The following is a 26,427-nucleotide window of genomic DNA, read 5'->3' on the forward strand; positions in this document are numbered from 1 at the left end:
CGGTTGTGGGCAAAATACGGCAACAGGCCAGATGCGCCAAAGATTTTGGCCAGAACAACCACAATTGCCTGGAGCGTGGCGTGACGGCAACGCCGACGTCCCTCAGGTTCCATCAGCCGCCTGTGCCACCGCGCTGGGCGACAAACGCACCGATCGCCTTGGCGATGCTGGAGGCAGCCTTCTCGCGCCACTCGGCACTGCGCAGTTGCTCCTCGTCCTTGGCGTTGGACAGATAGCCCAGTTCGACGAGCACCGAAGGCACATCCGGCGCCTTGAGTACCCGGAAGCCAGCCGAACGATGCGGATTGTTGATCATGCCGACCGTCGGCGACAGTTCGCTGACCAGCGAACGGGCAAAGCGGGTCGAGAAGCCGTGCGTTTCACGCCGGATCAGATCGACCAGGATGTCAGAAACCTCATGATTTTCTTCGGCGACATCGACGCCGGCCAGTTGGTCGGAAAGGTTTTCACGGTCAGCGAGTGCCTGCGCGTCGGCATCGGATGCCTTGTCGGACACGGTATAGACCGTGGCGCCGCGAATCCCTTTCAGCCTGATGGTGTCGGCATGGATGGAAATGAACAAATCGGCGGCATTCTGCCGGGCGATGCGGACCCGGTCGTCGAGCCGGAGGAAGTCGTCGCCTTCGCGGGTCAGCACCACCTTGTAGGCGCCGCCATCGTCGAGCTTTGACTTGAGTTCCTTGGCGAAAGCGAGCGTGACCGACTTCTCCACCGTGCCGTTCAAACCTTCAGCGCCTCCATCGACGCCGCCATGCCCCGGATCGATGACGATCGTGAAGGGGTGGTCGCCGCGCTGCGCGGTTTTGCCGATCCGGTCGCTCTTCGGGGTCGACACCGTCGAGGCGGTTGTTGCCGCCTGCTCGGCAAGGGCCGCATCGAATTCGCGTTCCGACGCTGCCGAAATGTCGACGACGGCGCGGTAGCCCTTGCCGTCGCTATTCTCGAGAATGTCGACCTTGTCTACGTTGAACGGCCCCTTGGAGGTAACCATCAGCCGCGACCCGCCCTCGCCCGAAGCGCCGTACCTGACGTTCGCGATCAGGCCGCGCGGCTTGAGGTCCCTGGCGTCAAACATCAGCGCAGTATCCGGCAGGTCGATGACGAGCCGATGCGGCGCGCGCAGCAGGAACCACTTCGGCTCCGGCTCGCGATCGAAATTCAGGACGATTCGCATATGCGTGGCATCGCCGGCCATCTTGTAATCGAGCGCCTTGACCGTGCCCGCAGTCGCGGCCGAACCGCGCCCGATACCGGCGAACACGGCAATGGCTGCCAACAAGACGACAACTGCCCGGAATGCCAGGCCTTTGCGCTGACTGCCCCCTGTCGGGAAGCACTTGTCAGTGAACGCCGCGAGCACCATCTCTGTCTTGTCGCTCCAAAAAAGTGGCGCGTGACACCACGCGTCTGCGGTCAAATTGCGACCCGCGTATTCGGGCCCTTATCGATTAACGACTGGTAACCAGAGAAGGTTAACCAAGTCTTTGCCCTGACATCCCCCGCAGGTTGCAGACCGGCTTTTGCCGGCGTCGGAAATCGGGGTTGCCATCACCCCCGCCAAATCATAAAAGCGACGTTGGATCACTGCAATCCAGGGCCCGCGCCCCCAGCGCCTTTCCGCTAGGGAACCACGCGACGAGCGATGGCCCGACTCGCAAAGAGAGAAGATCTCAGTGATCGCGTCGAATTTCGCAGGCGCCGGCTCGTGGCGGGGCCGCGACTGCGTCTAGAAAACGGCCGGACATTCCAATCCGCGCCGGCTCTGTAAGAGCAAAGTAGCTGGTCCGGTTCTCCGGGCTTAGGTCTTTAACAACGTTCTGCGAGGTCACGCATTGGCTTCAGGCGAATTCATGGACAGGTCCGCAACGAACCGCGCCAAAATGGCAGCGGGCGGCTCCGCCATGTCGCTTGGGCAGCGACCGGCGGACGCAATATCATCCGGCCCCCCAACATCAGCAGACACACGGCGGCGGACAAGTCTCCGCAGGCCGCGGCTGACGGGGTCCGAGAGGACACCAAATAATGCCCAACAAGATGCTAATAGACGCCTCCCACCCGGAGGAAACACGGGTTGTCGTAGTTCGCGGTAACCGCATTGAAGAATTTGATTTTGAATCCCAGGACAAAAAGCAGCTCAAAGGTAACATCTATCTCGCCCGCGTAACGCGGGTTGAACCTTCCCTTCAGGCTGCCTTCGTCGAGTATGGCGGGAACCGTCACGGCTTCCTTGCATTCAGCGAAATTCATCCCGACTACTACCAGATCCCGGTTGCCGACCGGCAGGCGCTGCTGCGCGCCGAGGCCGAAGAGGCCGAAGACGAGGACGAGGACGAGGACGGCGGCGAGGAGCGACAGGATCGCAATCGCGGCCGGCGTCGCCGTCGCGGCGGAAAAAGCCGTGGACGAAATGGCGAAGAAGGCAAGTCCGAAGGCGCCAGCGACGATGAAAACGCGTCCGGTTCCGGCGACGAGACCGAATCAGCCTCGTCCGACGACACAACCGAAGCGAGCAGCGACGAACAGGCCGGCGACCACAACAGCGCCGACGACGCCAGCGACGCGAACGCCGAGCCGACCACGATGGCAGCTTCGATCGAGGCCGACGTCGTTTCGGAGAAGGCCCCCGAGCCAACCGTCACCGAAAATGAGAATGGTGGGGTGATCGAAGAAGTTCATTCCAACCAGAACGACGACCACGAGATCGAGTCCGTCGGCGCCGAAGACGCGCTCGAGGAAGCGCGCGACCGCCGCAAGCCGGTCCGCCGTCACTACAAGATCCAGGAAGTCATCAAGCGCCGCCAGATTCTGCTGGTGCAGGTGGTCAAGGAAGAGCGCGGCAACAAGGGCGCTGCCCTGACGACCTACCTGTCGCTCGCCGGCCGCTATTCGGTGCTGATGCCAAACACCGCCCGTGGCGGCGGCATCTCGCGCAAGATCACCAACGCCCAGGACCGCAAGCGCCTGAAGGAAGTGGTTGCCGATCTCGAGGTGCCGAAGGGCATGGGCGTCATCCTGCGCACCGCAGGCGAGAGCCGCACCAAAGCCGAAATCAAGCGCGACTACGAATACCTGATGCGCCTGTGGGAGAACGTTCGCTCGTTGACCTTGCAGTCGACCGCACCCGCCCTCGTCTACGAGGAAGGCAGCCTGATCAAGCGTTCGGTGCGCGATCTCTACAACAAGGAGATCGACGAAATCCTTGTCGCTGGCGAAGACGGCTACCGCGAAGCCAAGGACTTCATGCGCATGCTCATGCCGAGCCATGCAAAGTCCGTGCAGCCCTATCGCGACAGCTCGCCGATCTTTGCCCGCAACGGCATCGAGGCGCAGCTCGACCGCATGCTGCAGCCGCAAGTGACGCTGAAGTCGGGCGGCTACATCATCATCAACCAGACCGAAGCGCTGGTTTCGATCGACGTCAACTCCGGCCGCTCCACCAAGGAGCATTCGATCGAGGAGACGGCGCTCCACACCAATCTCGAGGCAGCCGAGGAAGTGGCGCGCCAGCTCAGGCTGCGCGACCTTGCCGGCCTGATCGTCATCGACTTCATCGACATGGAGGAGAACCGCAACAACCGTGCGGTCGAAAAGAAGCTCAAGGATTGCCTGAAGAACGACCGCGCCCGCATCCAGGTCGGCCGTATCTCGCATTTCGGCCTCATGGAGATGTCGCGTCAGCGCATTCGCGCCAGCGTGCTCGAATCGACGATGAAGCCCTGCCAGCATTGCGGCGGCACCGGCCATGTCCGGTCGGATTCGTCCATCGGCCTGCAGGTGGTCCGCGCCATCGAAGAGTTCCTGCTCAAGGACTCGCGCAGCCACATCACCGTCAAGACGCCGATGGCGACCGCGCTGTACGTGCTCAACCACAAGCGTACGACGCTGGTCGAGCTCGAAACCCGTTTCGGCGTGACGATCACGCTCGAAGCGGACGAAAGCGTCGGCTCGCAGAACTACGCGATCTTCCGTGGTGCGATTGCCGAAAAGCCGGCGAACTTCGCCCTTCCCGCGCCGGCACCGGCCTATGAAGAGCCCGAAGACATCGACGACGAGATCGTCGAAGAGGAGATCGAAGAAGCCGAGGTCGTCGAACAGCCGGCACGGCCGCAGCAGCAGCAGCCGCAACAGGCTTCCCCTGAAGGCGATCAGCACGACCGCAAGCGCCGCAAGCGCCGCCGCCGCCGTGGCGGCCGTGACCGCGATCAGGCGGCATCGGGCGCAGCTGAAACCGTCAGCGCCAATGCTTCCGACGCCGACTCAGGCAGCCAGGCAACCGAAGGCACAGTTGAAGACAGCGACGTCGACGCAGTCGCCGAAGCAACTGTCCCCGAAGTCGCTGCATCCGAAGACGCCGCTGCCAAGAAGCGCCGGCGCGGCAAGCGTGGCGGCAAGCGCAACCGCAAGGAAGATGGCGATCAGGCCGAGGGCGATGAGGTCGCAACCGCCGCGGACGACAGCGCCGCTGGCGAGGCAATAGCCGAAGAGGTGATTGTCGAAGCGGTCGTGGCCGAAGCAGTCGTGGAAGCGCCTGCCGAAGCCGAGCCGGCTGCGGAAACCAAGGCCAAGAAGCCTCGCCGGTCGACCAAGGCCAAGAAGGCGGCCGAGCAGCCGGCGGAAGAGGCTGCCAGCGAAGCTGTCGAAGAGGCCGCCGCTCCTGCAGCCGAACCAAAGGCCAAGCCGGAAAAGAAGGCCGCCAAGCCGCGCGCCCCGCGCCGCAAGGCGGCTGCCGCAGCGGTCGAGGATGCGGCGGCGGTCGAGACAGTCGCCGTCGAAAATGTCCCCGCCGGCGAGCCTGCGCCTGTTGCGCCGCCAGTTCCCGCCGCGCCGGCTGCGCCGGCCGAGCCGGTGGTGACCTCCGTTGTCGAGGCGGATTCCGAAGAAGCCGCCGAAGCCAAGCCCAAAAAGGGCGGCTGGTGGCAGCGCAAAGGTTTCTTCTAATAAGCTAATATAAAAGACCCCGGTCGGCAGTATGCGGACCGGGGTCACTGGTTCTTGATATTATTTTGCTTGCCGTAAGGCCTCGTTTGCATCGATATACGGCGCGGTGAACGACTAGACTCATATTTTCTGTATACTGCCCGGAGAAATGGCCGATGACGACCGACAGCAAGATAGACGTATTGGGACTGACCGCGCACATCGTCAGCGCATATGTGGAGAACAACAAGGTTCCCGCAAACGGCCTTCCTGAACTGATCGCGAGCATCAACAATTCGATCACGTCGCTTGGCCAACAGGTCGCCGAGCCGGTCGAAGTGCAGCAGCCGGCGGTCAACCCCAAGCGCTCGGTCCATCCCGACTACATCATCTGCCTGGAGGACGGGAAGAAGTTCAAGTCGCTGAAGCGTCACCTTGCGGTTCACTTCGACCTGACGCCCGAGGAATATCGCGCCAAGTGGGGCCTGCCGGCGGACTATCCGATGGTGGCGCCCAACTATGCTGCTGCTCGTTCGGAACTGGCAAAGACCCTGGGGCTCGGCCGCAAGGCTGCCGCCGAGCCGGTCAAGACGCGCGGCCGCGCGAGGAAAGCCTGAACCGATCATTAGCAGCGCTCCGGTTCGCCGGAGCGCGATACCTACCTGGCCGCCACCACGTCGGCCGAAAAGCGCAGCTCCCGCATCGGACGGACACGCAATGTCGTCTGATTGTAAAGCGGATGGGCCTTGTAGGCGGCAAGCGCCGCCTGATCGGCAAACTCCCCATAGACAACGATGTCGATCTCGTCGGAGAGAGGGTCCACCTTGGTGTTGATCGTCACTTCGAAATGGGTCGAATGCGGAATGCCGCCGAGAGCTGATAGCTCGTCGCGGATCAGTTCGACGTCCTCGTGGCGGCGCGCACTGAAAAAGACGATGTGCCGGATCAAGCCGCGACTCCTTTGGATGGCTAACGGCAGCCTTTTCGGTCGGCTTTGCCCCCGCGTCAATCCGACAAAAGGAAAGCGCCGCGACTCATTTGGCGCAAGATCAGCCCGTGACCATGCGGACGACCCGATGCGCCTCGCGCACGCTCGAACTGAGCACCTTGCCGCCATTGTACATTCCGTCCCAAATCAGGAAGAAGGTGATGCTCATGATGACGATGACGTATCTCATCGCTTGCCTCGTTTCTCTGACCGACTCGACAAGCCGTTGAATCAGATCTGCTTGCGCCGAGAATCGGCCAAAATCATTAGCGTCTCCTAAACTTCATGAAAGGTGACGGCACTTTGTATTGGGCGAAACGCTGATATCCGCCTGGCATATCGCCACTTGCCACATGTCACTTGAAGTTCCTGAATTTGCCGGCGAAGATTGTGACAGCATTTCACCGCGACGGGTGGAAGTCCTGCAAGTCTAGCATTGCCTGCGGCTTGCATGCGCTCGTTCACCATCAAGCCGGTGAACTCGCTTTGATCAATGGCCTGGCAATGCTGCGCCGGGCGACAGAGCTTGGGACGGCAAGATGGCCCAGTTGGATGGTACGGTTGAACAACGGGACGTGACGAGGCTGCACGAAGGCAATCTCGCCGACTTTGCCCGCGGCCTGCCTGCGCGGGTGCGCATGGCCCTTTCGGCGGCGCTGCATCTGCCGCGCGGTTCGCTCACCGTCAGAATGCCCGATGGCCGCAAGGTGCTGGTCGGCGGCAAGGCGCCCGGCCCTGACGCCGAAATCGTTCTGCACAACTGGAACCTGCCAGGCCGCGCGCTGAGCGGCGGCACAATCGGGCTCGCCGAATCCTACATGGACGGCGACTGGGAGAGCCCCGACGTCACCAGCTTCCTCGAATTGTTCGTGGTCAACACGGAAACCGGCGAAAAGGTCGCCGGCGGCGCCAACTGGCTGCTGACGACGCTCCAACGCGTTCGCCACTGGCTCAACGACAACACGCGCACGGGCTCCAAACGCAACATTTCGGCGCATTACGACCTCGGCAACACCTTCTACAGCCAATGGCTCGATCCGAGCATGACCTATTCGTCGGGGCTTTATGCAACGGGCGCGAACGACCTGGCTGGCGCGCAAGCGGAGAAGTATCGCGCCCTGGCGCGCGACACCGGAATAGGCCCGAACGATCACGTGCTCGAGATCGGCTGCGGCTGGGGCGGCTTCGCGGAGTTTGCGGCGCGCGAGATCGGCTGCAAGGTGACGGGCCTGACCATCAGCCGCGAGCAATATGAATTCGCGCAGAAGCGCATCCGGGACGGCGGGCTTGCCGACAAGGTTGAATTCAAGCTTCAGGACTACCGGGACGAAACCGGCAAGTACGATCGCATCGCGTCCATCGAGATGTTCGAGGCGGTCGGCGAGAAGCATTGGCCGACCTTCTTTTCCAAGATGAAGGACAGCTTGCGCCCCGGCGGAACGGCTGGGCTGCAGATCATCACCATCAATGAAGCCGCCTACCCGCTCTATCGCAAGCGCCCCGACTTCATCCAGCGATACGTCTTTCCAGGCGGCATGCTGCCGACGCCTTCACGACTGAAGTCGCTCGGCGCTGAACACGGGCTCGACTATCTGGCCGAACGTGTGTTCCCGCAGGACTACGCACGCACCCTCGCGGAGTGGCGCTTGCGCTTTTGGGCCTCGTGGGAACGTATCGTGCCGCTCGGGTTCGACGATCGTTTCAAGAAACTCTGGGAGTTCTACCTCCACTACTGCGAGGCAGGATTTCGCGCGGAATATATCGACGTCAGGCAAGTCGTCTACAAAGCTTGAGGCCCATTGTCTCTGACCGCAGGCTCCGCAATAGCCTCGCGTTGGCTGGTCCATCAATCGACATCTTTCCGTCGCGAAAGTACCGGATGGCCATCAAAGTATAGCTCCGGGTCGAATCTCGGAGCGCCGGCAGGCCATGGTGTCGAGATATCGACGGACCAGATCGACATCATCGCCCCGGTGGTCGCCAATCGCGCGATGTGGCCGAGACAGGCGCAGGCGGCCGAAATGTCCGGCCGCCTGCGCCTGTCCGCTAAAGCGTGATGCGATACTTGGCAAAACCTTCGGCGCCGTCGCCGGCCGGTTCGATCTTCACCGCCTTGACCTCTGAAATATGGTCCTTGGCCTTGGGTCCGGTCTCGAAGATGACAGACGCACCTTCCACCGGGGCAAACGACCAGTTGGCGTCGGCAGAGGGATTGATCGTACCCTGGTCGACGATGTAGCGCACAATCACGTCGCGGTTGGTGTCCGGCGCTTCGAAGACCAGCTTGGAGGCATTGATCTCGGGGAAATTCCCGCCGCCGCCGGCGCGGTAGTTGTTGGTGGCGACGACGAAGCTGGCGGCCGGATCGATCGGCTTGCCGTCGAACATCAGGTCGACGATGCGGTTGGATCCGGCATTCAGCACCGCGCCCTTGGCGTCGTATTTCGGCGGCTGCGACAGGTCGATCTTGTAGGTGACGCCGTCGATGACATCATAGTTGTAGGATGGGAACTCTGCATTGATCAGCACCTGGTCGGCCTTGCCCGGCTCGACCTTGTTGAAGATGCCGGCCGACATCTCCAGCCATTCCTTGACCTGGGCACCGGTAATGGCGACCGCCTGCACGGTGTTGGGATAGAGATAGAGATCGGCGACGTTCTTGATGGCGATGTCGCCGGCCGGGACGTCAGTGTAGTACTCCGAACCGCCGCGTCCACCCGCCTTGAACGGCGCCGCTGCCGAAAGCACGGGCAGATCCTTGTGCTCGGTCTCCTTCAGCATGTCCTTGATGTACCAGATCTGCGCCTGACTGACGATTTGCACCGAAGGATCGTCGGCCACCAGCGCGAAATAGGAATAGAGCGGAGCCGACGTCTTGCCGACCGGCGTGCGGACATAGGCGAGCGTCGCCTCGTGCTCCTGCTTGGCGGCAGCCTCGACCTCCGCCTTGCTCTCGACGTTCGGCACGACCTTCTTGTCGACGCGCTTGGAGATCGGCCGCGCCTCGCTGGTCGAGCTCACCACCTTCCAGGCATTGCCGTCGCGCTCCAGGAGCAGATCGATGAGGCCGAGATGCGAGCCCCAGAAGCCGCCCATGACACCGGGCTTGCCGTTGATCGTGCCCTTGGCATTGTCGAGGCCTTCGATGCCATCGAATTTCGCACCGGGGAAATCGAGGTGGCTGTGACCAGTAACGACCGCGTCGATGCCGTCGACGCCGGCCAGCAGGATCGAGGCGTTTTCGAGGTTTTCGCCCGGCTGCAGCGTGCCCATGCCGGAGTGCGACATCGCCACGATGATCTCGGCACCCTCTTCCTTCATCTGCGGCACCCAGGCCTGAGCGGTCTTGACGATGTCGCGAGTCATCGCCTTGCCGTTGAGGTGACGGGAATCCCAGGTCATGACCTGCGGCGGTACGAAGCCGATCAGGCCGATGCGGACCGGATGTTCCGCGCCCGAACCATCCTTCACCTTCTTGTCGAGAATGACATAGGGTTTGAGGAACAACTCGTCCTTGGTGGCATCGGCGGCGAGCTGGCCCTTGGTGAGGTTGGCGCAGATGAACGGGAAGTTGGCGCCGTTCAGCACCTTGAACATGTAGTCGAGGCCGTAGTTGAACTCATGATTGCCGAGCGTCGAGCAATCGTAGCCGAGCGTATTCATCGCCTTGATGATCGGATGGACGTCGCCGTCCTTCATGCCGCGCTGATAGGCCATATAGTCGCCCATCGGGTTGCCCTGCAGGAAGTCGCCATTGTCGATAAGGATCGAATTTGTCGCCTCGGCACGGATGCCGTCGACGATCGAGGCGGTGCGCGCCAGGCCCATCGTGTCGTTCGGCTTGTCGCCATAGTAATCGTAGGGGAAGACGTGAACATGCAGGTCGGTCGTCTCCATGATGCGCAGATGCGCCTGATTGGCCTGCGCGCGGGCCGAAAACGGATGCAGCATGACGAGCGCGCTTGCCGCAGCCGAGCCGGCCAGGAAGGAACGTCGCGATATAGGATGAAGCATGTTGGACATTTTCATTCTCCAGGAAATGAACTGACAGTATTTAGCCGGCGTCCGAAAGATCAAATCTTGCGCCAAAATTCGCGTGAGTCCAGCCGAGTCGCATGACGGTGTCGCGACAATCTGTGGGTAATGCGTTGGTCCAGTATGGTTGCGACCTGTTCGGCCAGCATGATGTCGCTGGTTGACCGTACCTCGGGAGCATGCAGGACTAGGCGTATCAGTGCTCGAAGCCTCAATAGGTGCGCCATGGGCAATTTCGACGACGACGAACCGGCACAATACGCCTCGCCCCCCTGCTTCATGCATGAGCTCGACCCTGCGTTCCGCACTGTTGCGACGCCGGAGTGGGCCGATGTCAGGCGATGGCGCAAGGCGGAACGCGAGAGGCTGATCGAACAACGGCTGGCCATCTCAGCCGATGCTCGCAACGCCATGGCCGGGTTGATCGCGCAGGGTCTCGATCAGGTCATCGGCGACATGTCGGGCAAGCTGGTCAGCCTCTACTGGCCATTTCGCGGCGAGCCCGACCTCCGGCCGTGGCTGGCGACTGTCCATGCGCGCGGCGGCAATACGGCGCTGCCGATCGCCATCGAACTGGGCAAGCCGTTGATTTTCCGCGCCTACGCACCAGGCGACAAGCTCGAACGCGGCGTCTGGAACATTCCGATACCCGCAGCCGGACCCGAGGTGATCCCCGATGTGGTCATCGCGCCCCTGGTCGGATTCGACGCCGCAGGCTATCGGCTCGGCTATGGCGGCGGCTTCTTCGACCGCACGCTCGCAGCCTTGCCGCGCAAGGCGCTGGTGATCGGCATCGGCTACGAGATTTCGCAGTTGCCGACGATCTATCCGCAAGCGCACGACATCGCCATGGACAGGATCGTAACCGAAGCCGGTGTCATCCGCTGACCGGACGGATCAGGCGAGTTCGGGACGGATCCCCATCGTCGTGCGGTCGACGACTTCGCGCAGCGCAAAGGACGAGTTGATCTTCGTCACATGCGGCATGGCCGAAAGCCATTCCTTGTGGATGCGCTCATAGTCGGGCAGATCCTTGGCCGCGATGCGCAGGATGTAGTCGTATTCGCCCGACATCAAATGGCATGACAGCACATTCGGGCAGCGTTTGACCGCGATTTCGAATTCGGTCAGCGACTTTTCGAACTGACCCGACAACGAAATGTGGACGATGACAGTCATCTGATGGCCAAGTGCTGCATTCGACAGACGCGCGTGATAGCCGCTGACGACGCCGGATTTCTCGAGATTGTCGAGGCGGCGCGAACAGGCCGACTGTGAGAGGCCGACCTTCTCCGCCAGCGCGGCGTTGGGTATGCGGCCATCCTTCTGAAGCGTGTCGAGGATGGCGATATCGATCCTATCCAATGGCATTCTTCGAATTTCCTTCGATTATTATGCCGTACTGCGCAACAATAATCGAGCTCAACCCTGGCGCGCAACCGTCTTCGCAAACATATTCGGAACGATTCGTGATTGACTTCATCATTAGGGAGACAAGCCACAACGGCTGCGGAGGAGTAGAAAAGATGCGCGTAGGTTGCCCGAAAGAAATCAAGAATCATGAATACCGCGTCGGCCTGACGCCCGGCTCGGTACGCGAATACGTCGCCCATGGCCACGAAGTGCTGGTCGAGACCGGCGCGGGCGCCGGCATCGGCGCCGACGACAACGCCTATCGCGCCGCCGGTGCGCAGATTGCGCGGACCGCCGAGGAAGTCTTCACGCGTTCGGACATGATCGTGAAGGTCAAGGAACCGCAGCCCAACGAATGGGCGCAGCTGCGCGAAGGCCAGATCCTTTATACCTATCTGCACCTTGCACCGGACCCTGACCAGACCAGGGGCCTGCTCGCCTCTGGCGTTACCGCCGTTGCCTATGAGACAGTGACCGACGACCGCGGCGGCCTGCCGCTGCTTGCGCCGATGTCGGAGGTCGCGGGTCGTCTGTCGATCCAGGCGGGTGCAACCGCGTTGCAGAAGGCCCATGGCGGCCGCGGCGTGCTGCTCGGCGGCGTGCCGGGCGTGTTGCCGGGCAAGGTTGCCGTCATCGGCGGCGGCGTGGTGGGCCTGCATGCGGCCCGCATGGCGGCGGGCCTCGGTGCCGACGTGTCCATCATCGACCGTTCGATCCCGCGCCTGCGCCAACTCGACGACCTGTTCGCCGGCCGCGTCCATACCCGCTATTCGACGGTCGAGGCGCTCGAGGAAGAGTGCTTTTCGGCCGACCTCGTCATCGGCGCGGTGCTCATCCCCGGTGCAGCTGCGCCCAAGCTGGTCAGCCGCGAAATGCTGTCGGGCATGAAGAAAGGCGCGGTCCTTGTCGACGTCGCCATCGACCAGGGCGGCTGCTTCGAGACATCGCATGCGACGACCCATGCCGACCCGACCTACGAGGTCGACGGCATTATCCACTATTGCGTCGCCAACATGCCGGGCGCGGTGCCGGTTACCTCGGCGCACGCGCTCAACAACGCCACCCTGCACTATGGCCTGGCCTTGGCGGATCGCGGCCTCAAGGCACTGGCAGACGAGCCGCATTTGCGCAACGGCCTCAACGTCCACCACGGCCGCATCACAAACCGTGCTGTCGCCGAAGCGCTCGGCTATGAGATGACCGAGGCCAAGGCCGCGCTCGCAGCCTGAGCAGGGCTCAATTCGATGGCCGACTGAGCGGGCGCGATTCGGTCCAACACAGCCCGCCGCAGCGATGCGGCGGGCCTTTTCGCTCCGTTGAAGCCGCCCGCCTGCGCGGCACATTGCTTATGTTCTCAAGCATTTGCTTGCATATGCGCAAGTGCTAAGCAAATTGCTGCAAGTGATGCAAATTGGCTACATCAAACATCCCGACGCCATGCCATTCAGGTGGGATTGGTAGCAGGATAGTAATCATGACTTTTGGAAAGACTTTTGCCGCGCTTTTGCTCGGAGCCACTTCGGCTGCGGCCCTCGCCTCGGCCTCCCATGCCGCAGATGCTCAAGCAGAACAGGCGCCGGCAGGCTTCAACTGGAGCGGCGTCTATGTCGGCTTCGGCGGCGGCGTCGGTGCTGTTGAACGCGGCACCGAGATGGCTTCCGGTGGCGTCAGCGTTGGCGTGATGGACCTGGGTGGACAGGGCGTTTTTGCCGAAGTGACGGCTGGTTACGATTATTTGGTTTCGGAGCGCGTTTTGCTCGGCGGCTTTATTGACGCACATGCTGGCAATATCGCCTTTGCGGTCGAAAACGCTTTCGGGCCCGGAGAGCTGTCGCTCAAGAACAAGTACGGCTTCGACGTGGCTGCGCGCGCAGGCTACCTGCTGACGCCCTCCACGCTCGGCTATGTGCTCGGCGGCTATAGCTGGCAGCATATTGCACTCGAGGTCCCCGTTCCTGTCCCGTTTGATACCGAGAAGGATCGCAGCGGCTACGTGCTCGGCGTCGGCATGGAAACGGCCGTCAGCAGCAACTGGACCGTGAAATCGGAATACCGCTACGCCAACTACGGCAACAATGTCGCGATTGAGGATGTCGGTGTCGGCGCATTGATGTTCGAGCCGACCACGCATACGTTCCATGTCGGCGCAAACTATCGTTTCGGCGCCCAGAATGGTGGTGGCGCTTCCTTTGCGGCACCGGCCTACAGCTGGACAGGCTTTTACGTCGGCGGCGCGATCGGCGCTGGTGCTATCGTCGACGAGATTCGTGACACTAGCGGAATCGCCAGTATCAACGGTATCGGCGGCGAAGGCGTATTCGGCGAATTGAGCGTCGGCTATGATCACGAGTTCAACGACATATGGGTGGCCGGCATCCAGCTCGGCGGCCGATACTCCGGCATGACCACGCAGTTGATGGATTACTCCGCATTTGGCGGCCCCAAGTACGAAGGCAAGGCCGACTACGGTTTCGACGTGATCGCCCGCGTCGGTGCAAAGCTCAACCCAACCACCCTCGCTTACGTGCTCGGCGGCTATAGCTGGCAGCATGTCGAGGAAGAGATGTCCGTGCCTGGCTATAGCGAGACCAGGGATTGGAATGTCGACGGCTACTCGATCGGTGGCGGCCTGGAAACAGCTGTGACGAACAACCTGTCGGTCAACCTCGAATACCGCTTCTCGCAGTTTGACGGGCACGTCTACGAGGACATCGGTTCGGAAACGATCCCCGCTTTCCATACCGTTCGCATCGGCACCAAGTACAAGTTCAACTAAGAACTGCCTCAGTGTCCAAGATCAGGCCCGCCGCAGCGATGCGGCGGGCCTTTTCTTTGGCTTTCACATGCCTGTGCCTGCGACTTCCGGTTGCCCATCGCTGACGATCCGGCACTGGTAGCAGTTGTTCCTGGCTGAGCGCATGTGCACATAGGCGACGTCAGGGCGCTGCAACAACGCGCCGGCCCTTGCGACGATTTCCGGCGTAGGCGTCACGGCACCCGTGCCATAGACAATGCGGTCGTCGGCGCTGTAGCCGCGCAGGATGTAGTCACGGGTCTTGCCGAAAAGCTCAGGCAACTCCGCAGCTTCCACGGCGCGCGGACATTCCTCGGCATGCAGGAAGATCGGGCCGGTTTCGGCGTAGGGCTGCAATTCGGGAAACGGCCGGTAGGCGAGGATCAGATAGGGCTCGCCCTCGCCCACATTGGTCAGGCAATGGCGGCATGGCACGCCGTCACCATCCGATATCTTCCGCTCAGGCGTCATTCCGTAGGCGTCGGGTGCGCCATATTGCAATGCCCTCACCTGGTCAGTCGGCAGCGCCTGGAAACGAATGGTCATAGCGGCAATCCTCGTTGGTCGATTGCCGCAAGCTATGACGCTGCGTTCGGCGCGCCCACCCGATTTGCTACACAGACAGCGTCTCGTCCATCAGCGCGTCAAGGACCCTCACCAGGCCGGTGAACTCCCGCACCCGGCGGATGGCAAGCAAGGTGCCCGCCACGTAGGGCACAGCGGAGGTTCCGGCATCATGACGGATAACCAGGCGTTCCTCGGGCAAGCCGAACACCGCCTCGCAGGACAGCTGATAGGACGGCAGGCGCAGCGAATGCACCTGCACCGCCGTGCCCTCGCCCAGCATCGCTCCGCGTGCTTCGGGATGGCCGTAGACTTCGGAGGTTGGCAAGGCAGTCGGCGCGCCGCGCACCTCGGACAGCGTTTCCGCCAACTCGAGCGCGGTTCCTGACGGTGCGTCGGGCTTTCTCGCACTGGCATAGTCGATGATCTCGACGTCGGGCACATACTGCGCGGCCATCAGCGCGAACTTCTTCATCAGAGTGGCCGTAATGGAATAGTTGCCGGCGGCAACGACGCCGACGCCATTGGCCCGCGCGGCTGCATTGATCTCGCGGTAGTCGGCAGCGCGCAATCCCGAAGTTCCGATGACGACATGACGACCGCGCGCGATCGCCAGCATCACGTGGTCCCTGACTGCCACAGGCTTGGTGTAGTCGACCAACACATCGGAGGGCGTGTTCAGGGCGTCGGCCACAGAGCCGCTAATCGCCAGGCCGATAGGCTGTGAACCGGTTGCAACCCCAACGTCGTGGCCCGCTGCCCTGCGCGCAACGGCGCCCACGAGTTGCATATCGCCCTGCGCCAAAATCGCTGGAACAAGCGCCTTTCCGACCCAGCCGGTAGCTCCGGCCATTACCACCCTCGTCATAACTATCGATCCTCCGCGTTTAGTATACTGTATACCACGCAGCCGGATGCGAATAAAGCCCGACTCTTGCGAGCCGGGCTCCATAGTTGTGGCCAAGCTGACAGGCGTCAGCGAATGAAGGCGTCGTAACGGCGCAATGTAACGCGGCGGTTGCGCCAGTTCTCGTTCTGGGTGGGGACGAGCAGGAACTCCTCGCCGTAGCCGACAGTCTCCAGGGCATAGCGCGGGATGCCGAACTCACGCACAAGCGTCTGCTTGAGCGAGGCCGCACGGCGCTCAGACAGCGCCTGGTTTGCGGCAAACGAACCGACGGCATCGGTATGACCTTCGATCAGCACCCGCGCGTTGGGATCGCGACGCAGGATACGTTCGAGAGCGTCGGCAATGTTTTCGACCTTGCCGTATTGAGAGTTCGGGATTTCCGCCGAGCCGAAGGCAAAGTTGATCGACTGGATGTCGATCGACGGTGCCATGCGGCGCAGGTCCGGGCGGCGCTTGAACTCCCGCACCGTCACGCGCTGGTTGGGCTTCAGCTTGACCGTCGGTGCAGCCTGCAGCTGGCGCTCGATCTGCGCTGACGAGGGCGTCGTCGCCTGGGCGGCAGCAAAACTCGGCACGGCAATCAAGGCAATCAACGCGACAGCAAGGCTACGCATGTTCAGCATTGGCATTCTCCAGACGTTACGGCCGTTCGGCCAGATTTGATGCTGCGGAAAATACCGGAACCAAGCTGAAGATGCGATGAACAACAGGTTCAGGCCGGGTTGTTGTTCGTCAGGGCCGCATCACGCTTGCCGAACGCTCGGCAAAAGTCATGGTCCTGACGTTCTCACCTTTTTGAGCGACGGGCGAAAAACCCATCTTCTGATAAAGCGGCAGCGCTGCCGGATGGTCGAGCGTGCATGTCTGCACGGTCACCTTGTTCGGCTTGTATGACCAGGCAGCCGAGATCGCGGCTCCCAGGAACCAGCGTCCGATGCCCTGCCCCATGGCATGGTCCATCATGCCGAAATAGGCCAATTCGACCTCGTCGGGCAGGTGCGGCTTGAGGTCGAAGAAACCTGCCGGTGCGCCATCGAGATAAAGCACCCTGATGTCGCGGTCCTCGCGATGCAGACCAGCGGCGAGTTCCTCGTCGTCGAGACGCAGAACATTGACCCAATGCCATTTCCGGCCGACGCGGTCCGTCAGATAGCGATAAAAGTGCAGCGGGATGTTGCGGGTCCTGAGCAGCGCGATCTGCCGGTTGACCGGCAGCGGCGGCTGGTAGGCCGGCGGCACGTGCATTTCCAGAAACGTTACGGTGACGGGAATGGTCTCGCTGCGATCAGCCGCCATGTTCATGCTTTCCCGGTTGCCACGGGCGTGTCCGACATTGCGCCCCATTCCGTCCAGGAGCCGTCATAAAGCTTGTTCTCACCGTGGCCGAGGGACTGCAGCGCAAGGGTGATGACGGCGGCAGTGACGCCCGAACCGCAGGAGGTAACCACCGGCTTCGCGAGGTCAAGGCCCGCGCCCTCCAGCACCGCCTTCAGCCGGTCAAGGGACAGGAGTTCGCCGTTCTCCGACAACGAAGTCGACGGAACGCTGCGCGCGCCCGGCATGTGGCCCGACCGCAAACCCGGCCGCGGCTCGGGATCAGTGCCTTCGAAACGACCGGCAGAACGCGCATCAGCGATCTGGGCGCTGCCCGAATCGACGATTCTTCGCATCTCGGCCAGCGAGGCAACCTTTGAGGCGTCGTAGTCGACATGGAAGACGTTCGGCGCCGTCTTGGTCGGCTCGGCCGTCACCGGCCGGCCGGCGGCCTTCCAGCGCTCGAAGCCACCATCGAGGATGTAGACCTGGAAAACGCCCATGATGCGGAACATCCACCAGACGCGCGGTGCGGCCATGAACCCCGGACCGTCGTAGATGACGATCGTATCGTCGGCGGAAATGCCCATCGAGCCGGCAAAGCGAGCGAATAGCTGCGGCGACGGCAAGGCATGCGGCAGCGTCGACTCCGGATCGACGACGAGGTCCTGATCGAAGAACACGGCGCCCGGTATGTGCGCCGCGTCATATTCGGCGCGGGCATCGCGCTTTTGCGCCGGCATGTGCCAGGAGGCGTCGACAATCGACAGCCCCGGCGTGCCCAGCCGCTGCTCCAGCCAGTCGGCGTCGATGACGAAGGCGCTTTTGTCGCCCATGATTGGCTCTCCCGTTCAGTTGGCCGGCATTGCGCCGAAACGAATACGAAAGCGACGGTTTTCCCGCCCCTTCTTTTCGATCTTGCCGATATGGATGTCACCGATCTCGGCTGTGCTCGCAACGTGGGTGCCGCCGCAGGGCTGGCTGTCCACCGAGGCATTGTCGCCGATGCAGACGAGCCTGATCTTGCCGGTGCCGGAAGGCGGCCGGACGTTTTTCGACTTCACCAGCGTGGGATTGGCGCCGAGCTCGTCGTCGGAGATCCAGCGCGTGTAGATGGGGTAGTCGGCGCGCACCAGTTCCATCAGGCGGGCGGTTACCTCTTCCTTGGTGAAACCGGCGTCGGGGATGTCGAAATCGACGCGCGAATCGTCTTCGCTGACCGAAGCGCCGGTGATCGGATAGGGGCAGACGACGGTCAGCAGATGGCAGGCGGCATGCATGCGCATCAGCAGATGCCGACGCGGCCAATCGATTGCGAGCTGAATCGTCTCGCCGACCGACGGCACAGGCTGCTCGAGCGCCGGCACGTGAATGATCTCGTCCTTGGTCTCGCCCGTGACGGTGGCGGCAACGGCGATGCGGCCGCCGTCGCTTCGAACCAGAGATCCCGTATCGCCGGGCTGACCGCCTGAAGTCGCATAAAAGATCGTCCGGTCGAGGATGATGCCGCCGCGGTCATTGACCGCCACCACCTTCGCCTCGGTTTCGCGCAGATAGGAATCGTCGCGAAACACCGCCTCGGTGACAAAGGCCATCACGGCACCTGCTCAAACGGAACCGAAATCTCGGGCGCGAGTTCCATCCAGCCCGGAACTGGCAGATTCTTTTCGCGGAGGAACTCCGGATTGAACAGCTTCGACTGATAGCGCGTGCCGTAGTCCGCCAGGATGGTGACGATGGTGTGGCCCGGGCCGAGGTCGCGCGCCAGCCGAATTGCGCCAGCGATATTGATGCCCGACGAGCCGCCGACGCAGATGCCTTCTTCCTGGATCAGGTCGAACACCAGGGGCAGCGCCTCCTCATCCGGAACCTGATAGGAGAAATCAGGCGACAGACCCTCGAGATTGGCGGTGATGCGGCCCTGGCCGATGCCCTCGGTGATCGAGCTGCCTTCGGCCTTGAGTTCCCCGGTCGTGTAGTAGCTGTAGAGCGCGGCACCAAGCGGATCGGCGAGCGCGATCTTGACGTCCTTGCTCTTGCCCTTGAGGCCGACGGCGACGCCGGCCAGCGTGCCGCCGGTGCCAACGGCGGAAACGAAGCCGTCGACCTTGCCGTCGGTCTGACGCCAGATCTCCTCGGCTGTGGTGTGGATATGACCATCGCGATTGGCGACGTTGTCGAACTGGTTGGCCCAGATCGCGCCGTTCGGCTCGGTCCTGGCCAACTGTTCGGCGAGCCGGCCCGAGACCTTCACATAGTTGTTCGGGTTCTTGTAGGGCACAGCGGGAACCTCGATCAGCTCGGCGCCGAGCAGGCGAAGCGCATCCTTCTTTTCCTGGCTCTGAGTATCGGGAATGACGATCACGGTGCGATAGCCAAGCGCCTTGGCGACGACGGTCAGGCCAATGCCGGTGTTGCCGGCAGTGCCCTCCACGATAACGCCGCCCGGGCGCAGCAGGCCGCGCTTTTCAGCGTCGCGAATGATGAAAAGGCCGGCGCGGTCCTTGACCGACTGGCCGGGATTCATGAATTCGGCCTTGCCGAGGATTTCGCAACCTGTTTCCTCCGAAGCCCGCCGCAAGCGGATGAGAGGCGTATTGCCGATGGCATCGATCACCGAGCGCATGAAGATTCCTTCCTAATTCGCCGAAGAACCCTAGAAATGTGAGCCTCCTGATTCAAGGGATGAAATTCTCTGGACCAGCCTTCGGCCCACCATTTGCTTCATCTGGAAAGGCTGTTTCTAAAACAGCCTTTCCAGATGAAGCCTGCCTCGCTAGAGCTATTGCGACAATGACTGCCCAGGGGTTTTGGAGTGAGCACATACCGGGCCGACCCGAAGGACGGAGTCGCGTGGATTACGGGCGGCAGCACCGGCATAGGGCGCTCGGTGGCGCGGCTGCTCGCCAAGCAGGGCTATACCGTTGCGGTGACGGTTCGCCCCAACGATCCCCTGGACACGTTGATCGCGGAGACAGAGGGCATGGTCGGCAAGGTACTCGCCTTCCCGTCCGATGTCACCGACCAAGCCGGCATGGCCGCAGCGGTGGCGGCGATCGAAGCCGAAGCCGGGCCGATCGTGCTCGCCATCTTCAATGCCGGTGCCTACCTGCCGGTGACCGGCGACAATCTGCGCATGGAGGCGTTTCGACAGAGCTTCGACGTCAACGTCTTCGGCGTCATGAACGGGCTGGTTCCGGTCACAACGCGCATGCGCAACCGAGGACGCGGCCATATCGTGTTCATGGGCTCGATCAGCGCCTATTTCGGCTGGCCGACGACCGCCGCCTACGGCGCCACCAAGGCAGCCGTCAACATCATTGCCGAAGCGCTCAAATTCGACTTCGACAAGATGAACATCAGAAGCCAGGTGATGAACCCCGGCTTCATCGACACGCCGCTGACGGAAAAAAGCTCCTTTTCCATGCCGGCGATGATGCCGGTGGAAAAAGCTGCCGAACGGATTTGCCTCGCCATCCGCAAGGGAGGCTTCGAGGTTACCTTTCCTAGGCGGCTGACATGGGTGATGAAACTGCTGTTCCTTTTGCCGCGTCCGTTGCGCGAGAAGGCCTTGCGGCTTTCGACCCGGTGGAAGGCCGAGCCGCTGGTCTACGCCCGGCGATCTACCTTCGAATGACCTGATTTGCCGCGGCCCATGGCGGTCGAGCGACACACCTATTGCAAACCGGGCGAGCGCGAAGGCGATGAAGAACGCGCCCGAGGCAACAACAGCTGCGCCTTGGTGACACCGAGCGTGAGCGCAGGCGTCAGCACCGCCATGAACGAGCGATAGAGCTGCGACAGCACATAGGCACTTGCGGGCGCAGCGATCCCGGCCATGGGGTCCCTCAAAACTAAGGGCGGCCGAAGCACCGCCTCGACCGCCCTGGCCTATTCAACCTGTCGCAGCATATGGACCAGACCGGCCGATATGCTGCACGGACTACGCTGCGCGCGTCGTCTGCTTGCGGCCGCCGAAGCCGCGACGCTTGCCACGGAACGGACGGTCGCCCTTGGGCGCGCCGCCGGGCGCACGATCGCCGCCGGCGAAATGCCCCTTGGACTTGCCACCATTGTTGCCGCGCGGCTTCTGGCCCTGCGGGCGGCGCTCGTCGCGGTCGCCCCGGTCGTTGGCCGGCTCATAGCGCGGCTCGCCTGCCGGACGCTGCGGATCGGGCAGAGCCAGATGGTCGGCGTCGACCGGCAACTTCATGCGGATGATCCGCTCGACCTGCTTGAGCTTGGCGTTCTCGCTCGGGTCGACCAGCGTGACGGCGATGCCGTCGGCGCCGTTGCGGCCGGTGCGGCCGATGCGGTGGACGTAGCTTTCGGCTTCGTCGGGCAGGTCGAAGTTCACGACATGGCTGATGCCGGGCACGTCGATGCCGCGAGCGGCAATGTCGGTTGCAACCAGGATGCGCACGGAACCGTCACGGAAGCCGTTGAGCGCCTTCTGGCGGGCATTCTGCGACTTGTTGCCATGGATGACCGCTGCTTCGAAGCCATCGCGCTCGAGATCGCGGGTGACGCGGTCAGCGCCGTGCTTGGTGCGGGCGAACACGATCACCGAACGCATCGCCTCGTCGGCCAGCATGTCCGACAGGATCTTGCGCTTCTGCTTGGTGCGGGCGAGAACGATGCTCTGACGGATCTCGGCGGCGGTGGTGCCCTGAGGGGCAACTTCGACGCGCAGCGGATCGCGCAGCAGGCCCTTGGCCAGCTCAGCGATTTCAGCCGGCATCGTTGCCGAGAAAAGCGCGGTCTGGCGAGCCTTCGACGTCGCCTTGGCAATACGCTTGACGTCGTTGATGAAACCCATGTCGAGCATGCGGTCGGCTTCGTCGAGGACGAGCCACTGCGTGTCGGCAAGCACCAGGTCGCCTTCGCGGACCAGATCGGTCAGACGGCCGGGCGTGGCGATCAGCACGTCGACGCCGGGGCTGATCTTCTTGACCTGCGAGAAGCGCGACACGCCGCCCAGCACGAGCGCCGTCGAGATGTGTGCTCCCTTGGCGAGGATCTTGATGGTGTCTTCGATCTGCACGGCAAGTTCGCGCGTCGGCGCAAGGATCAGCGCACGGGCCGTCTTGGGCCGGCGCTTGGTGCCGAGCGTGATGATCTTGGACAGGATGGGAAGCGCGAAGGCAGCGGTCTTGCCCGAGCCCGTCTGGGCGATACCGAGAATGTCCCGGCCTTCAAGCTGCGCGGGGATCGATTCGACCTGAATCGGCTTGGGCTCGGTGTAGCCAGCCGCGAGGGTGGCCTTGAGCAGAGCGCCAGTAATACCGAGTTTGGCGAAGCCGTTCAGCTCCGCATTGTTTTCGTTCGTCAATATCTTCTTCTTTCGTGCGACGAATATTCGCCGCAAACAACAAATGGCGGCAGGGCGCAACCTGCCGGCCTGAATCTCTCGTGAAACGACAAGGCGGCGGACGGACGTCCGCTCGGCTGCGCTGTCGTGCCCGCAAGCCTCATGCCCGCGGGTCTATTTCGCCACACACCGTTGCCGGGAGGGTGAAAACAGACGCAACCAGTCTCTCTGTAGAGAAAGCCGTTAGCCCGGCTCAAGCGCCTATGGGGCTGCATATGGATGATTTGGCCGCAAATAGCAAGCAGCACGTGCTGCGATGCAGCATGAGCCTTCATCCAATCATCCTGAAATGGCTCAGGCGGCGTCCCGAACCACCTCGTTCAGGGCGTCGAGATCGACGTAGAAAATCCTGGTTATCGCGACGATCAGCTCATCGTCCCAATAGCCGTAGGATTTCAGGATACCAACGGCGGTCAGGATATCCACCCGCTCCGTCAGACGCCGCTTCATGCTTTCCTCGACAAACTGTTCCATCGGGCTGTCCCTATGTCCTGTTGTCCAACGCAAGGAACACGGACCGCAAACACCACCTGACCGAAACTATGGAGCGTCGCTTGCGCGAAACTTGCCTGCGGAAGGCTTTCGTCAGGCAACCAATGCAACGCGGGAAAAGCAGCCGACTCACCGAGGCCACAGTTATTTTAGCACAAGCCCATATGGGCGCTACGCGCGGTCGGTGCGGGCTTCGGCCGACATCTCGCAAACAACATCCAGGGCAAGCCTGGTCATGTCGGTGAACAGCTTCTGCCGTTCACCGGGAGCGGTGTCCTCGCCCGTGACGAGATTGTCGACGACGGTGCATATCGACAGCGCCCTCGCCCCGAACCGGGCCGCGACCGTATACAGCGCATTGGTTTCCATATCGACGGCCACGGCGCCATGGGCACGGAGTCCGGCGAAGCGGCCGAGGACGTCGGGATGGTAGAAGACATCGCTCGACGCGGTCTGGCCGAGGTGATGCTCGATGCCCAGCTCGGCAGCCCGGCGCACCGCACATTGCAGCAGGCCGAAATCGGCGCTCGGCGCATAATCATAGACACCGAACAGCTGGCGGTTGATGGCGCTGTCGCTGCTCGACGACTGCGAAATGACCAGGCTGCGCAGTCCGACATGTTCGGCCAGCCCGCCGCAGGTGCCGACACGGATCAAGGTGCGAACCCCATAGAACTCCATCAGCTCATGCGCATAGATGGCCAGCGACGGCGCGCCAATGCCAGACGTCTGGACGCTGACCGGCACACCGCGAAAGCGCCCGGTAAAACCGAGCGCGCCGCGCAGGCGGTTCACGCATCTGACATCATCGAGAAAAGTCTCGGCAATCCACTCGGCGCGCTGAGGATCGCCAGGTAGCAATGCCACTCCGGCATAGTCGCCTCGTTGCGCCTCGTTGTGCGGTGTCATTGGATCAATCCCGCGATGCGATGATCCGTATCATGCCACCGCACCGGCCGATCGCAAAGCGCTACGGACGACTATCCTTCCAGCACTTCCTTGACGACTGTCGCCAGTTGCTTGAGCGAGAACGGCTTGGGCAGGAAACCGAACTGCGCGTCGGCGGGCAGGTTCTTGGCGAAAGCGTCCTCGGCGTAGCCCGATACGAAGATGAACTTGATGTCGGGCTGACGCTTGCGCAATTCGCCGAGCAGCGTCGGACCGTCCATTTCCGGCATGACCACGTCGGACACCACGATGTCGACCTTGCCTTCCAGTTCCTCGAACACCTCGAGCGCCTCTACGCCCGACGACGCCTCGTGCACCGTGTAGCCGCGCGAGGTCAAAGCCCTCACGCCGCCCATGCGAACGGCATCCTCGTCCTCGACCAGCAGCACCGTCGCGGACCCGGACAGGTCGCGGGCCGGGCTCGGAGCCTCGGGCCCCTTGGCGGGCGCCGGCGCCGTACCTTCGGCGACCGTCCTTGCGTCGCCTTCAAGCACAGGCTGCGGCTTGGCGATGTGGCGCGGCAGGAAAATGCGGAACACCGTGCCCTTGCCGACCTCGGAGTCGCAATAGATGAAGCCGCCGGTCTGCTTGATGATGCCGTAGACCATCGACAGGCCGAGGCCCGTGCCCTTGCCCACTTCCTTGGTGGTGAAGAACGGCTCGAATATCTTCTTGAGCACCTCCGGGGGAATGCCCGTACCTGAGTCCTCGACCTCGAGCACGACATAGTCGGCCGGCACCAGCTCACGGTAGCCGTAGGCCTTGACCTCTTCGGCCGGCACGTTCTTGGTCCGCACCAGCAGGTCGCCGCCATCGGGCATGGCATCACGGGCATTGACGGCGAGGTTGACCACGACCTGCTCGAACTGGCCGATATCGGCGCGGATAGGCCAAAGGTCGCGCCCGTGATCGATCTTGAGCTTGATGCTGTTGCCGACAAGGCGTGCCAGAAGCGTACGCAGGTCGGCCAGAACGTCGGTCAGGCTCAACACTTCGGGGCGCAGCGTCTGCTTGCGCGAGAATGCCAGCAGCTGCCGCACCAGCGATGCGGCGCGGTTGGCGTTCTGCTTGATGTTCATGATGTCGGGGAAGGACGGATCCGACGGGCGGTGGTTGGTCAGAAGCAGGTCCGAGGCCATGATGATGGCCGTCAGGACGTTGTTGAAATCGTGCGCGATGCCGCCGGCAAGCTGGCCAACTGCCTGCATCTTCTGGCTCTGCGCCATCTGGCTTTCGAGCGCCTTCTGCTCGGTCGTCTCGACGGCGTAGACGATGGCCGCCTCTTCCGCGCCCTCGGCATCAGAGCCGTCGGCCACGGCGTTGACGTAGAAGCGCATGTGGCGCTCCTCGTTGTCCGGCAGCACGGTGTCGATCGGCGCGATGTCAGCCTGACGCTGGCGCGCCCGCTCAAGCGCTGCAGCGAAGGCGGCCCGGTCGCGTTCGTGAATGACAGTGTCGAGCCTGACGCGGCGATCGACGGCGTCGCGGTCGACGACGGTCGAAAACAGCGACAGGAACGGGGCATTGGTGCGCAGGATGCGGCCATTGAGGTCGACGCCGGCAATCGCCATCGGCGTCGAATTGAAGAAGCGCGTGAAGCGCACCTCGGAGGCGCGCAGCTGGGCGGACGAATCCTCGCCCTGCGTGCGGTTCAGCACGATCGTGCGCGTCGGCCCGTTGATGCCTTCGCGGCTCGCCGACACGCGGTGCATGAAACGCACCGGCAGGGCCTCGCCGTTGACGGTGGCGAGATCGAGATCGATGACCGCGTTGCGCGTGGTGCCGGCATCGGCCTTGACCGAACGAACGAGCGCCATGCCGTCGCCGGCCACAACCTCGTCGAGACTGATGGCGCCGGGCGTAAAGCTCGCCAGATCGATGCCCAGCCAGTTCGCCAGCGTGGCGTTGACATAGGTGATGCGACCGTCCTGATCGGCGGAAAAGAAACCGGCCGGGGCATGGTCGAGATGATCGATGGCCTGCTGCAGATCGAGGAAGAAACGCTCCTGCTCGGCCCGTTCGGGAGAAATGTCGGCAAGTTGCCAGGCGTTCAGCGGCTGGCGCTGGTCCGGCACTGAAAAGGCTCGCGCCCTGACGCGATACCAGCGCGCACCGGGCGCGGCACCGGGGCGGATCGACTGGGCGAGACGAAACTCGCCGTCGCCGACCTGACCGTCGCGCAGGCCCGATGCGAGTTCGGAAATGGTCGCGGACGCCTCAGGCACGTCCGAAAGCAGGCCCTCGACGGTCTTCACATCGGCGGCCGTGGTGGCGCCGGTCATGTCGGCATAAGCGCGGTTGGCGTAGACGACGCGTCCCTTCGCGTCGGTGACGATGAGGCCTTGCGTCATCGAATCGACAAACGCCTTGGAAAGGCCGTCAGCGGGCGATCGCGGCGCGATCTGGATGAAGCCGATTGCGGTTGCGAACAGATAGCCGACGCCGATCATGGCGAGGACGCCGAGCATGCCCAGCAGGAACGGGTCGCCGAGACGCTCGCGAAAAATGCCGAAGACGATGGCTGCGCCGGTCAGCACGACGATGAAGATGATCAGCCGGGTGATGGCATCGGGGCGCGCTGCCTGATCCACGATCGGAACCGGATAAAAGTCGTTGCGCGATTGCTTGGCCATGCCCCTGCGAGTCTCTCCGGCTCCCTC

General features: G+C 62.6%; 24 protein-coding genes. 7 read left to right on the plus strand and 17 right to left on the minus strand.

All coding sequences use genetic code 11. The features are described from left to right. Positions 1-112: 112 nt before the first annotated feature. The gene (locus PCJ21_RS02775) at positions 113-1,384 is read right to left on the minus strand and encodes an N-acetylmuramoyl-L-alanine amidase (RefSeq protein ID WP_269929860.1); all 1,272 of its coding nucleotides are present in this window, start codon (positions 1,382-1,384) and stop codon (positions 113-115) included. A gap of 659 nt (positions 1,385-2,043) precedes the next feature. On the opposite strand from PCJ21_RS02775, the gene PCJ21_RS02780 reads away from it, so the two are divergent. Both PCJ21_RS02780 and PCJ21_RS02785 read left to right on the plus strand, forming a co-directional pair. Next, a complete protein-coding gene (locus tag PCJ21_RS02780; protein ID WP_269929861.1) occupies positions 2,044-4,959 on the plus strand; it encodes an Rne/Rng family ribonuclease in 2,916 nt (971 codons plus the stop codon). 155 nt (positions 4,960-5,114) lie between these two features. Next, positions 5,115-5,555, plus strand: coding sequence for a MucR family transcriptional regulator (locus PCJ21_RS02785; protein WP_269929862.1), 441 nt, complete (start codon positions 5,115-5,117; stop codon positions 5,553-5,555). A gap of 41 nt (positions 5,556-5,596) precedes the next feature. Here PCJ21_RS02785 and PCJ21_RS02790 read toward each other — a convergent pair whose 3' ends face one another. Both PCJ21_RS02790 and PCJ21_RS02795 read right to left on the minus strand, forming a co-directional pair. Then, a complete protein-coding gene (locus PCJ21_RS02790) occupies positions 5,597-5,887 on the minus strand; it encodes a Dabb family protein (RefSeq protein ID WP_269929863.1) in 291 nt (96 codons plus the stop codon). A gap of 100 nt (positions 5,888-5,987) precedes the next feature. After that, a complete protein-coding gene (locus PCJ21_RS02795) occupies positions 5,988-6,116 on the minus strand; it encodes a hypothetical protein (protein WP_269929864.1) in 129 nt (42 codons plus the stop codon). 349 nt (positions 6,117-6,465) lie between these two features. On the opposite strand from PCJ21_RS02795, the gene PCJ21_RS02800 reads away from it, so the two are divergent. Further along, entirely contained in the window at positions 6,466-7,719 is a 1,254-nt protein-coding gene (locus PCJ21_RS02800; protein WP_269929865.1) for an SAM-dependent methyltransferase, read from the plus strand. A gap of 253 nt (positions 7,720-7,972) precedes the next feature. On the opposite strand, the gene PCJ21_RS02805 is transcribed toward PCJ21_RS02800, so the two are convergent. After that, positions 7,973-9,949, minus strand: a complete 1,977-nt coding sequence (locus PCJ21_RS02805; RefSeq protein ID WP_269929866.1) for a bifunctional 2',3'-cyclic-nucleotide 2'-phosphodiesterase/3'-nucleotidase — start codon at positions 9,947-9,949, stop codon at positions 7,973-7,975. Positions 9,950-10,186: 237 nt separating this feature from the next. Here PCJ21_RS02805 and PCJ21_RS02810 point away from each other — a divergent pair, with 237 nt between their 5' ends. Continuing rightward, the gene (locus PCJ21_RS02810; protein WP_269929867.1) at positions 10,187-10,849 is read left to right on the plus strand and encodes a 5-formyltetrahydrofolate cyclo-ligase; all 663 of its coding nucleotides are present in this window, start codon (positions 10,187-10,189) and stop codon (positions 10,847-10,849) included. 9 nt (positions 10,850-10,858) lie between these two features. On the opposite strand, the gene PCJ21_RS02815 is transcribed toward PCJ21_RS02810, so the two are convergent. Then, a complete protein-coding gene (locus PCJ21_RS02815) occupies positions 10,859-11,332 on the minus strand; it encodes an Lrp/AsnC family transcriptional regulator (RefSeq protein ID WP_269929868.1) in 474 nt (157 codons plus the stop codon). Between the two features lie 155 nt (positions 11,333-11,487). On the opposite strand from PCJ21_RS02815, the gene ald reads away from it, so the two are divergent. Both ald and PCJ21_RS02825 read left to right on the plus strand, forming a co-directional pair. Next, entirely contained in the window at positions 11,488-12,603 is a 1,116-nt protein-coding gene (gene ald / locus PCJ21_RS02820; protein ID WP_269929869.1) for an alanine dehydrogenase, read from the plus strand. Between the two features lie 182 nt (positions 12,604-12,785). Next, entirely contained in the window at positions 12,786-14,150 is a 1,365-nt protein-coding gene (locus PCJ21_RS02825) for an outer membrane protein (protein ID WP_333474379.1), read from the plus strand. 63 nt (positions 14,151-14,213) lie between these two features. On the opposite strand, the gene PCJ21_RS02830 is transcribed toward PCJ21_RS02825, so the two are convergent. The 7 genes from PCJ21_RS02830 to PCJ21_RS02860 form a co-directional block, all read right to left on the minus strand. Further along, the gene (locus tag PCJ21_RS02830; protein WP_269929870.1) at positions 14,214-14,714 is read right to left on the minus strand and encodes a DUF1203 domain-containing protein; all 501 of its coding nucleotides are present in this window, start codon (positions 14,712-14,714) and stop codon (positions 14,214-14,216) included. A 67-nt stretch (positions 14,715-14,781) separates the two neighbouring features. Continuing rightward, on the minus strand, positions 14,782-15,684 hold the full coding sequence (dapB, locus tag PCJ21_RS02835) for a 4-hydroxy-tetrahydrodipicolinate reductase (protein ID WP_333474380.1): 903 nt from the start codon (positions 15,682-15,684) through the stop codon (positions 14,782-14,784). 23 nt (positions 15,685-15,707) lie between these two features. Beyond that, the gene (locus PCJ21_RS02840; RefSeq protein ID WP_269929872.1) at positions 15,708-16,265 is read right to left on the minus strand and encodes an OmpA family protein; all 558 of its coding nucleotides are present in this window, start codon (positions 16,263-16,265) and stop codon (positions 15,708-15,710) included. 109 nt (positions 16,266-16,374) lie between these two features. Continuing rightward, positions 16,375-16,938 carry a GNAT family N-acetyltransferase gene (locus tag PCJ21_RS02845; RefSeq protein ID WP_269929873.1) on the minus strand — a complete coding sequence of 188 codons (564 nt, stop codon included), beginning with the start codon at positions 16,936-16,938 and terminating at the stop codon, positions 16,375-16,377. A 2-nt stretch (positions 16,939-16,940) separates the two neighbouring features. Further along, entirely contained in the window at positions 16,941-17,792 is an 852-nt protein-coding gene (gene sseA, locus PCJ21_RS02850; RefSeq protein ID WP_269929874.1) for a 3-mercaptopyruvate sulfurtransferase, read from the minus strand. 15 nt (positions 17,793-17,807) lie between these two features. After that, entirely contained in the window at positions 17,808-18,551 is a 744-nt protein-coding gene (locus PCJ21_RS02855; protein ID WP_269929875.1) for an alanyl-tRNA editing protein, read from the minus strand. Beyond that, positions 18,551-19,582, minus strand: coding sequence for a cysteine synthase A (locus PCJ21_RS02860; RefSeq protein ID WP_269929876.1), 1,032 nt, complete (start codon positions 19,580-19,582; stop codon positions 18,551-18,553). The genes PCJ21_RS02855 and PCJ21_RS02860 overlap by 1 nt, the downstream gene beginning before the upstream one ends. Positions 19,583-19,771: 189 nt before the next feature. On the opposite strand from PCJ21_RS02860, the gene PCJ21_RS02865 reads away from it, so the two are divergent. Next, positions 19,772-20,593 carry an SDR family NAD(P)-dependent oxidoreductase gene (locus tag PCJ21_RS02865; protein ID WP_269929877.1) on the plus strand — a complete coding sequence of 274 codons (822 nt, stop codon included), beginning with the start codon at positions 19,772-19,774 and terminating at the stop codon, positions 20,591-20,593. A gap of 38 nt (positions 20,594-20,631) precedes the next feature. Here the strand turns inward: PCJ21_RS02865 and PCJ21_RS02870 are convergent, their stop codons facing one another. The 5 genes from PCJ21_RS02870 to cckA form a co-directional block, all read right to left on the minus strand. After that, a complete protein-coding gene (locus PCJ21_RS02870; protein WP_269929878.1) occupies positions 20,632-20,796 on the minus strand; it encodes a hypothetical protein in 165 nt (54 codons plus the stop codon). Between the two features lie 103 nt (positions 20,797-20,899). Further along, on the minus strand, positions 20,900-22,288 hold the full coding sequence (locus tag PCJ21_RS02875) for a DEAD/DEAH box helicase (RefSeq protein WP_442865947.1): 1,389 nt from the start codon (positions 22,286-22,288) through the stop codon (positions 20,900-20,902). 333 nt (positions 22,289-22,621) lie between these two features. After that, positions 22,622-22,801: a hypothetical protein gene (locus PCJ21_RS02880; RefSeq protein WP_269929879.1), complete on the minus strand. Its 180-nt coding sequence runs from the start codon at positions 22,799-22,801 to the stop codon at positions 22,622-22,624. A gap of 189 nt (positions 22,802-22,990) precedes the next feature. Beyond that, the gene (gene deoD / locus PCJ21_RS02885) at positions 22,991-23,728 is read right to left on the minus strand and encodes a purine-nucleoside phosphorylase (RefSeq protein ID WP_269929880.1); all 738 of its coding nucleotides are present in this window, start codon (positions 23,726-23,728) and stop codon (positions 22,991-22,993) included. Positions 23,729-23,799: 71 nt separating this feature from the next. After that, a complete protein-coding gene (cckA, locus tag PCJ21_RS02890) occupies positions 23,800-26,400 on the minus strand; it encodes a cell cycle histidine kinase CckA (RefSeq protein ID WP_269929881.1) in 2,601 nt (866 codons plus the stop codon). Positions 26,401-26,427 lie beyond the last annotated feature (27 nt).

Origin of the sequence: Aminobacter sp. HY435, assembly GCF_027568395.1 — a bacterium.
Classification (GTDB): Bacteria; Pseudomonadota; Alphaproteobacteria; order Rhizobiales; family Rhizobiaceae; genus Aminobacter.

What these genes read in the sequence shown, in the direction of transcription:
- PCJ21_RS02775 (WP_269929860.1), bottom strand. Translation starts at nt 1,384, where the DNA reads ATGGTGCTCGCGGCGTTCACTGACAAGTGCTTCCCGACAGGGGGCAGT.
- PCJ21_RS02780 (WP_269929861.1), top strand. Translation starts at nt 2,044, where the DNA reads ATGCCCAACAAGATGCTAATAGACGCCTCCCACCCGGAGGAAACACGG.
- PCJ21_RS02785 (WP_269929862.1), top strand. Translation starts at nt 5,115, where the DNA reads ATGACGACCGACAGCAAGATAGACGTATTGGGACTGACCGCGCACATC.
- PCJ21_RS02795 (WP_269929864.1), bottom strand. Translation starts at nt 6,116, where the DNA reads ATGAGATACGTCATCGTCATCATGAGCATCACCTTCTTCCTGATTTGG.
- PCJ21_RS02800 (WP_269929865.1), top strand. Translation starts at nt 6,466, where the DNA reads ATGGCCCAGTTGGATGGTACGGTTGAACAACGGGACGTGACGAGGCTG.
- PCJ21_RS02805 (WP_269929866.1), bottom strand. Translation starts at nt 9,949, where the DNA reads ATGTCCAACATGCTTCATCCTATATCGCGACGTTCCTTCCTGGCCGGC.
- PCJ21_RS02810 (WP_269929867.1), top strand. Translation starts at nt 10,187, where the DNA reads ATGGGCAATTTCGACGACGACGAACCGGCACAATACGCCTCGCCCCCC.
- PCJ21_RS02815 (WP_269929868.1), bottom strand. Translation starts at nt 11,332, where the DNA reads ATGCCATTGGATAGGATCGATATCGCCATCCTCGACACGCTTCAGAAG.
- ald (WP_269929869.1), top strand. Translation starts at nt 11,488, where the DNA reads ATGCGCGTAGGTTGCCCGAAAGAAATCAAGAATCATGAATACCGCGTC.
- PCJ21_RS02830 (WP_269929870.1), bottom strand. Translation starts at nt 14,714, where the DNA reads ATGACCATTCGTTTCCAGGCGCTGCCGACTGACCAGGTGAGGGCATTG.
- dapB (WP_333474380.1), bottom strand. Translation starts at nt 15,684, where the DNA reads ATGGAGCCCGGCTCGCAAGAGTCGGGCTTTATTCGCATCCGGCTGCGT.
- PCJ21_RS02840 (WP_269929872.1), bottom strand. Translation starts at nt 16,265, where the DNA reads ATGCTGAACATGCGTAGCCTTGCTGTCGCGTTGATTGCCTTGATTGCC.
- PCJ21_RS02845 (WP_269929873.1), bottom strand. Translation starts at nt 16,938, where the DNA reads ATGGCGGCTGATCGCAGCGAGACCATTCCCGTCACCGTAACGTTTCTG.
- sseA (WP_269929874.1), bottom strand. Translation starts at nt 17,792, where the DNA reads ATGGGCGACAAAAGCGCCTTCGTCATCGACGCCGACTGGCTGGAGCAG.
- PCJ21_RS02855 (WP_269929875.1), bottom strand. Translation starts at nt 18,551, where the DNA reads ATGGCCTTTGTCACCGAGGCGGTGTTTCGCGACGATTCCTATCTGCGC.
- PCJ21_RS02860 (WP_269929876.1), bottom strand. Translation starts at nt 19,582, where the DNA reads ATGCGCTCGGTGATCGATGCCATCGGCAATACGCCTCTCATCCGCTTG.
- PCJ21_RS02870 (WP_269929878.1), bottom strand. Translation starts at nt 20,796, where the DNA reads ATGGCCGGGATCGCTGCGCCCGCAAGTGCCTATGTGCTGTCGCAGCTC.
- PCJ21_RS02880 (WP_269929879.1), bottom strand. Translation starts at nt 22,801, where the DNA reads ATGGAACAGTTTGTCGAGGAAAGCATGAAGCGGCGTCTGACGGAGCGG.
- deoD (WP_269929880.1), bottom strand. Translation starts at nt 23,728, where the DNA reads ATGACACCGCACAACGAGGCGCAACGAGGCGACTATGCCGGAGTGGCA.
- cckA (WP_269929881.1), bottom strand. Translation starts at nt 26,400, where the DNA reads ATGGCCAAGCAATCGCGCAACGACTTTTATCCGGTTCCGATCGTGGAT.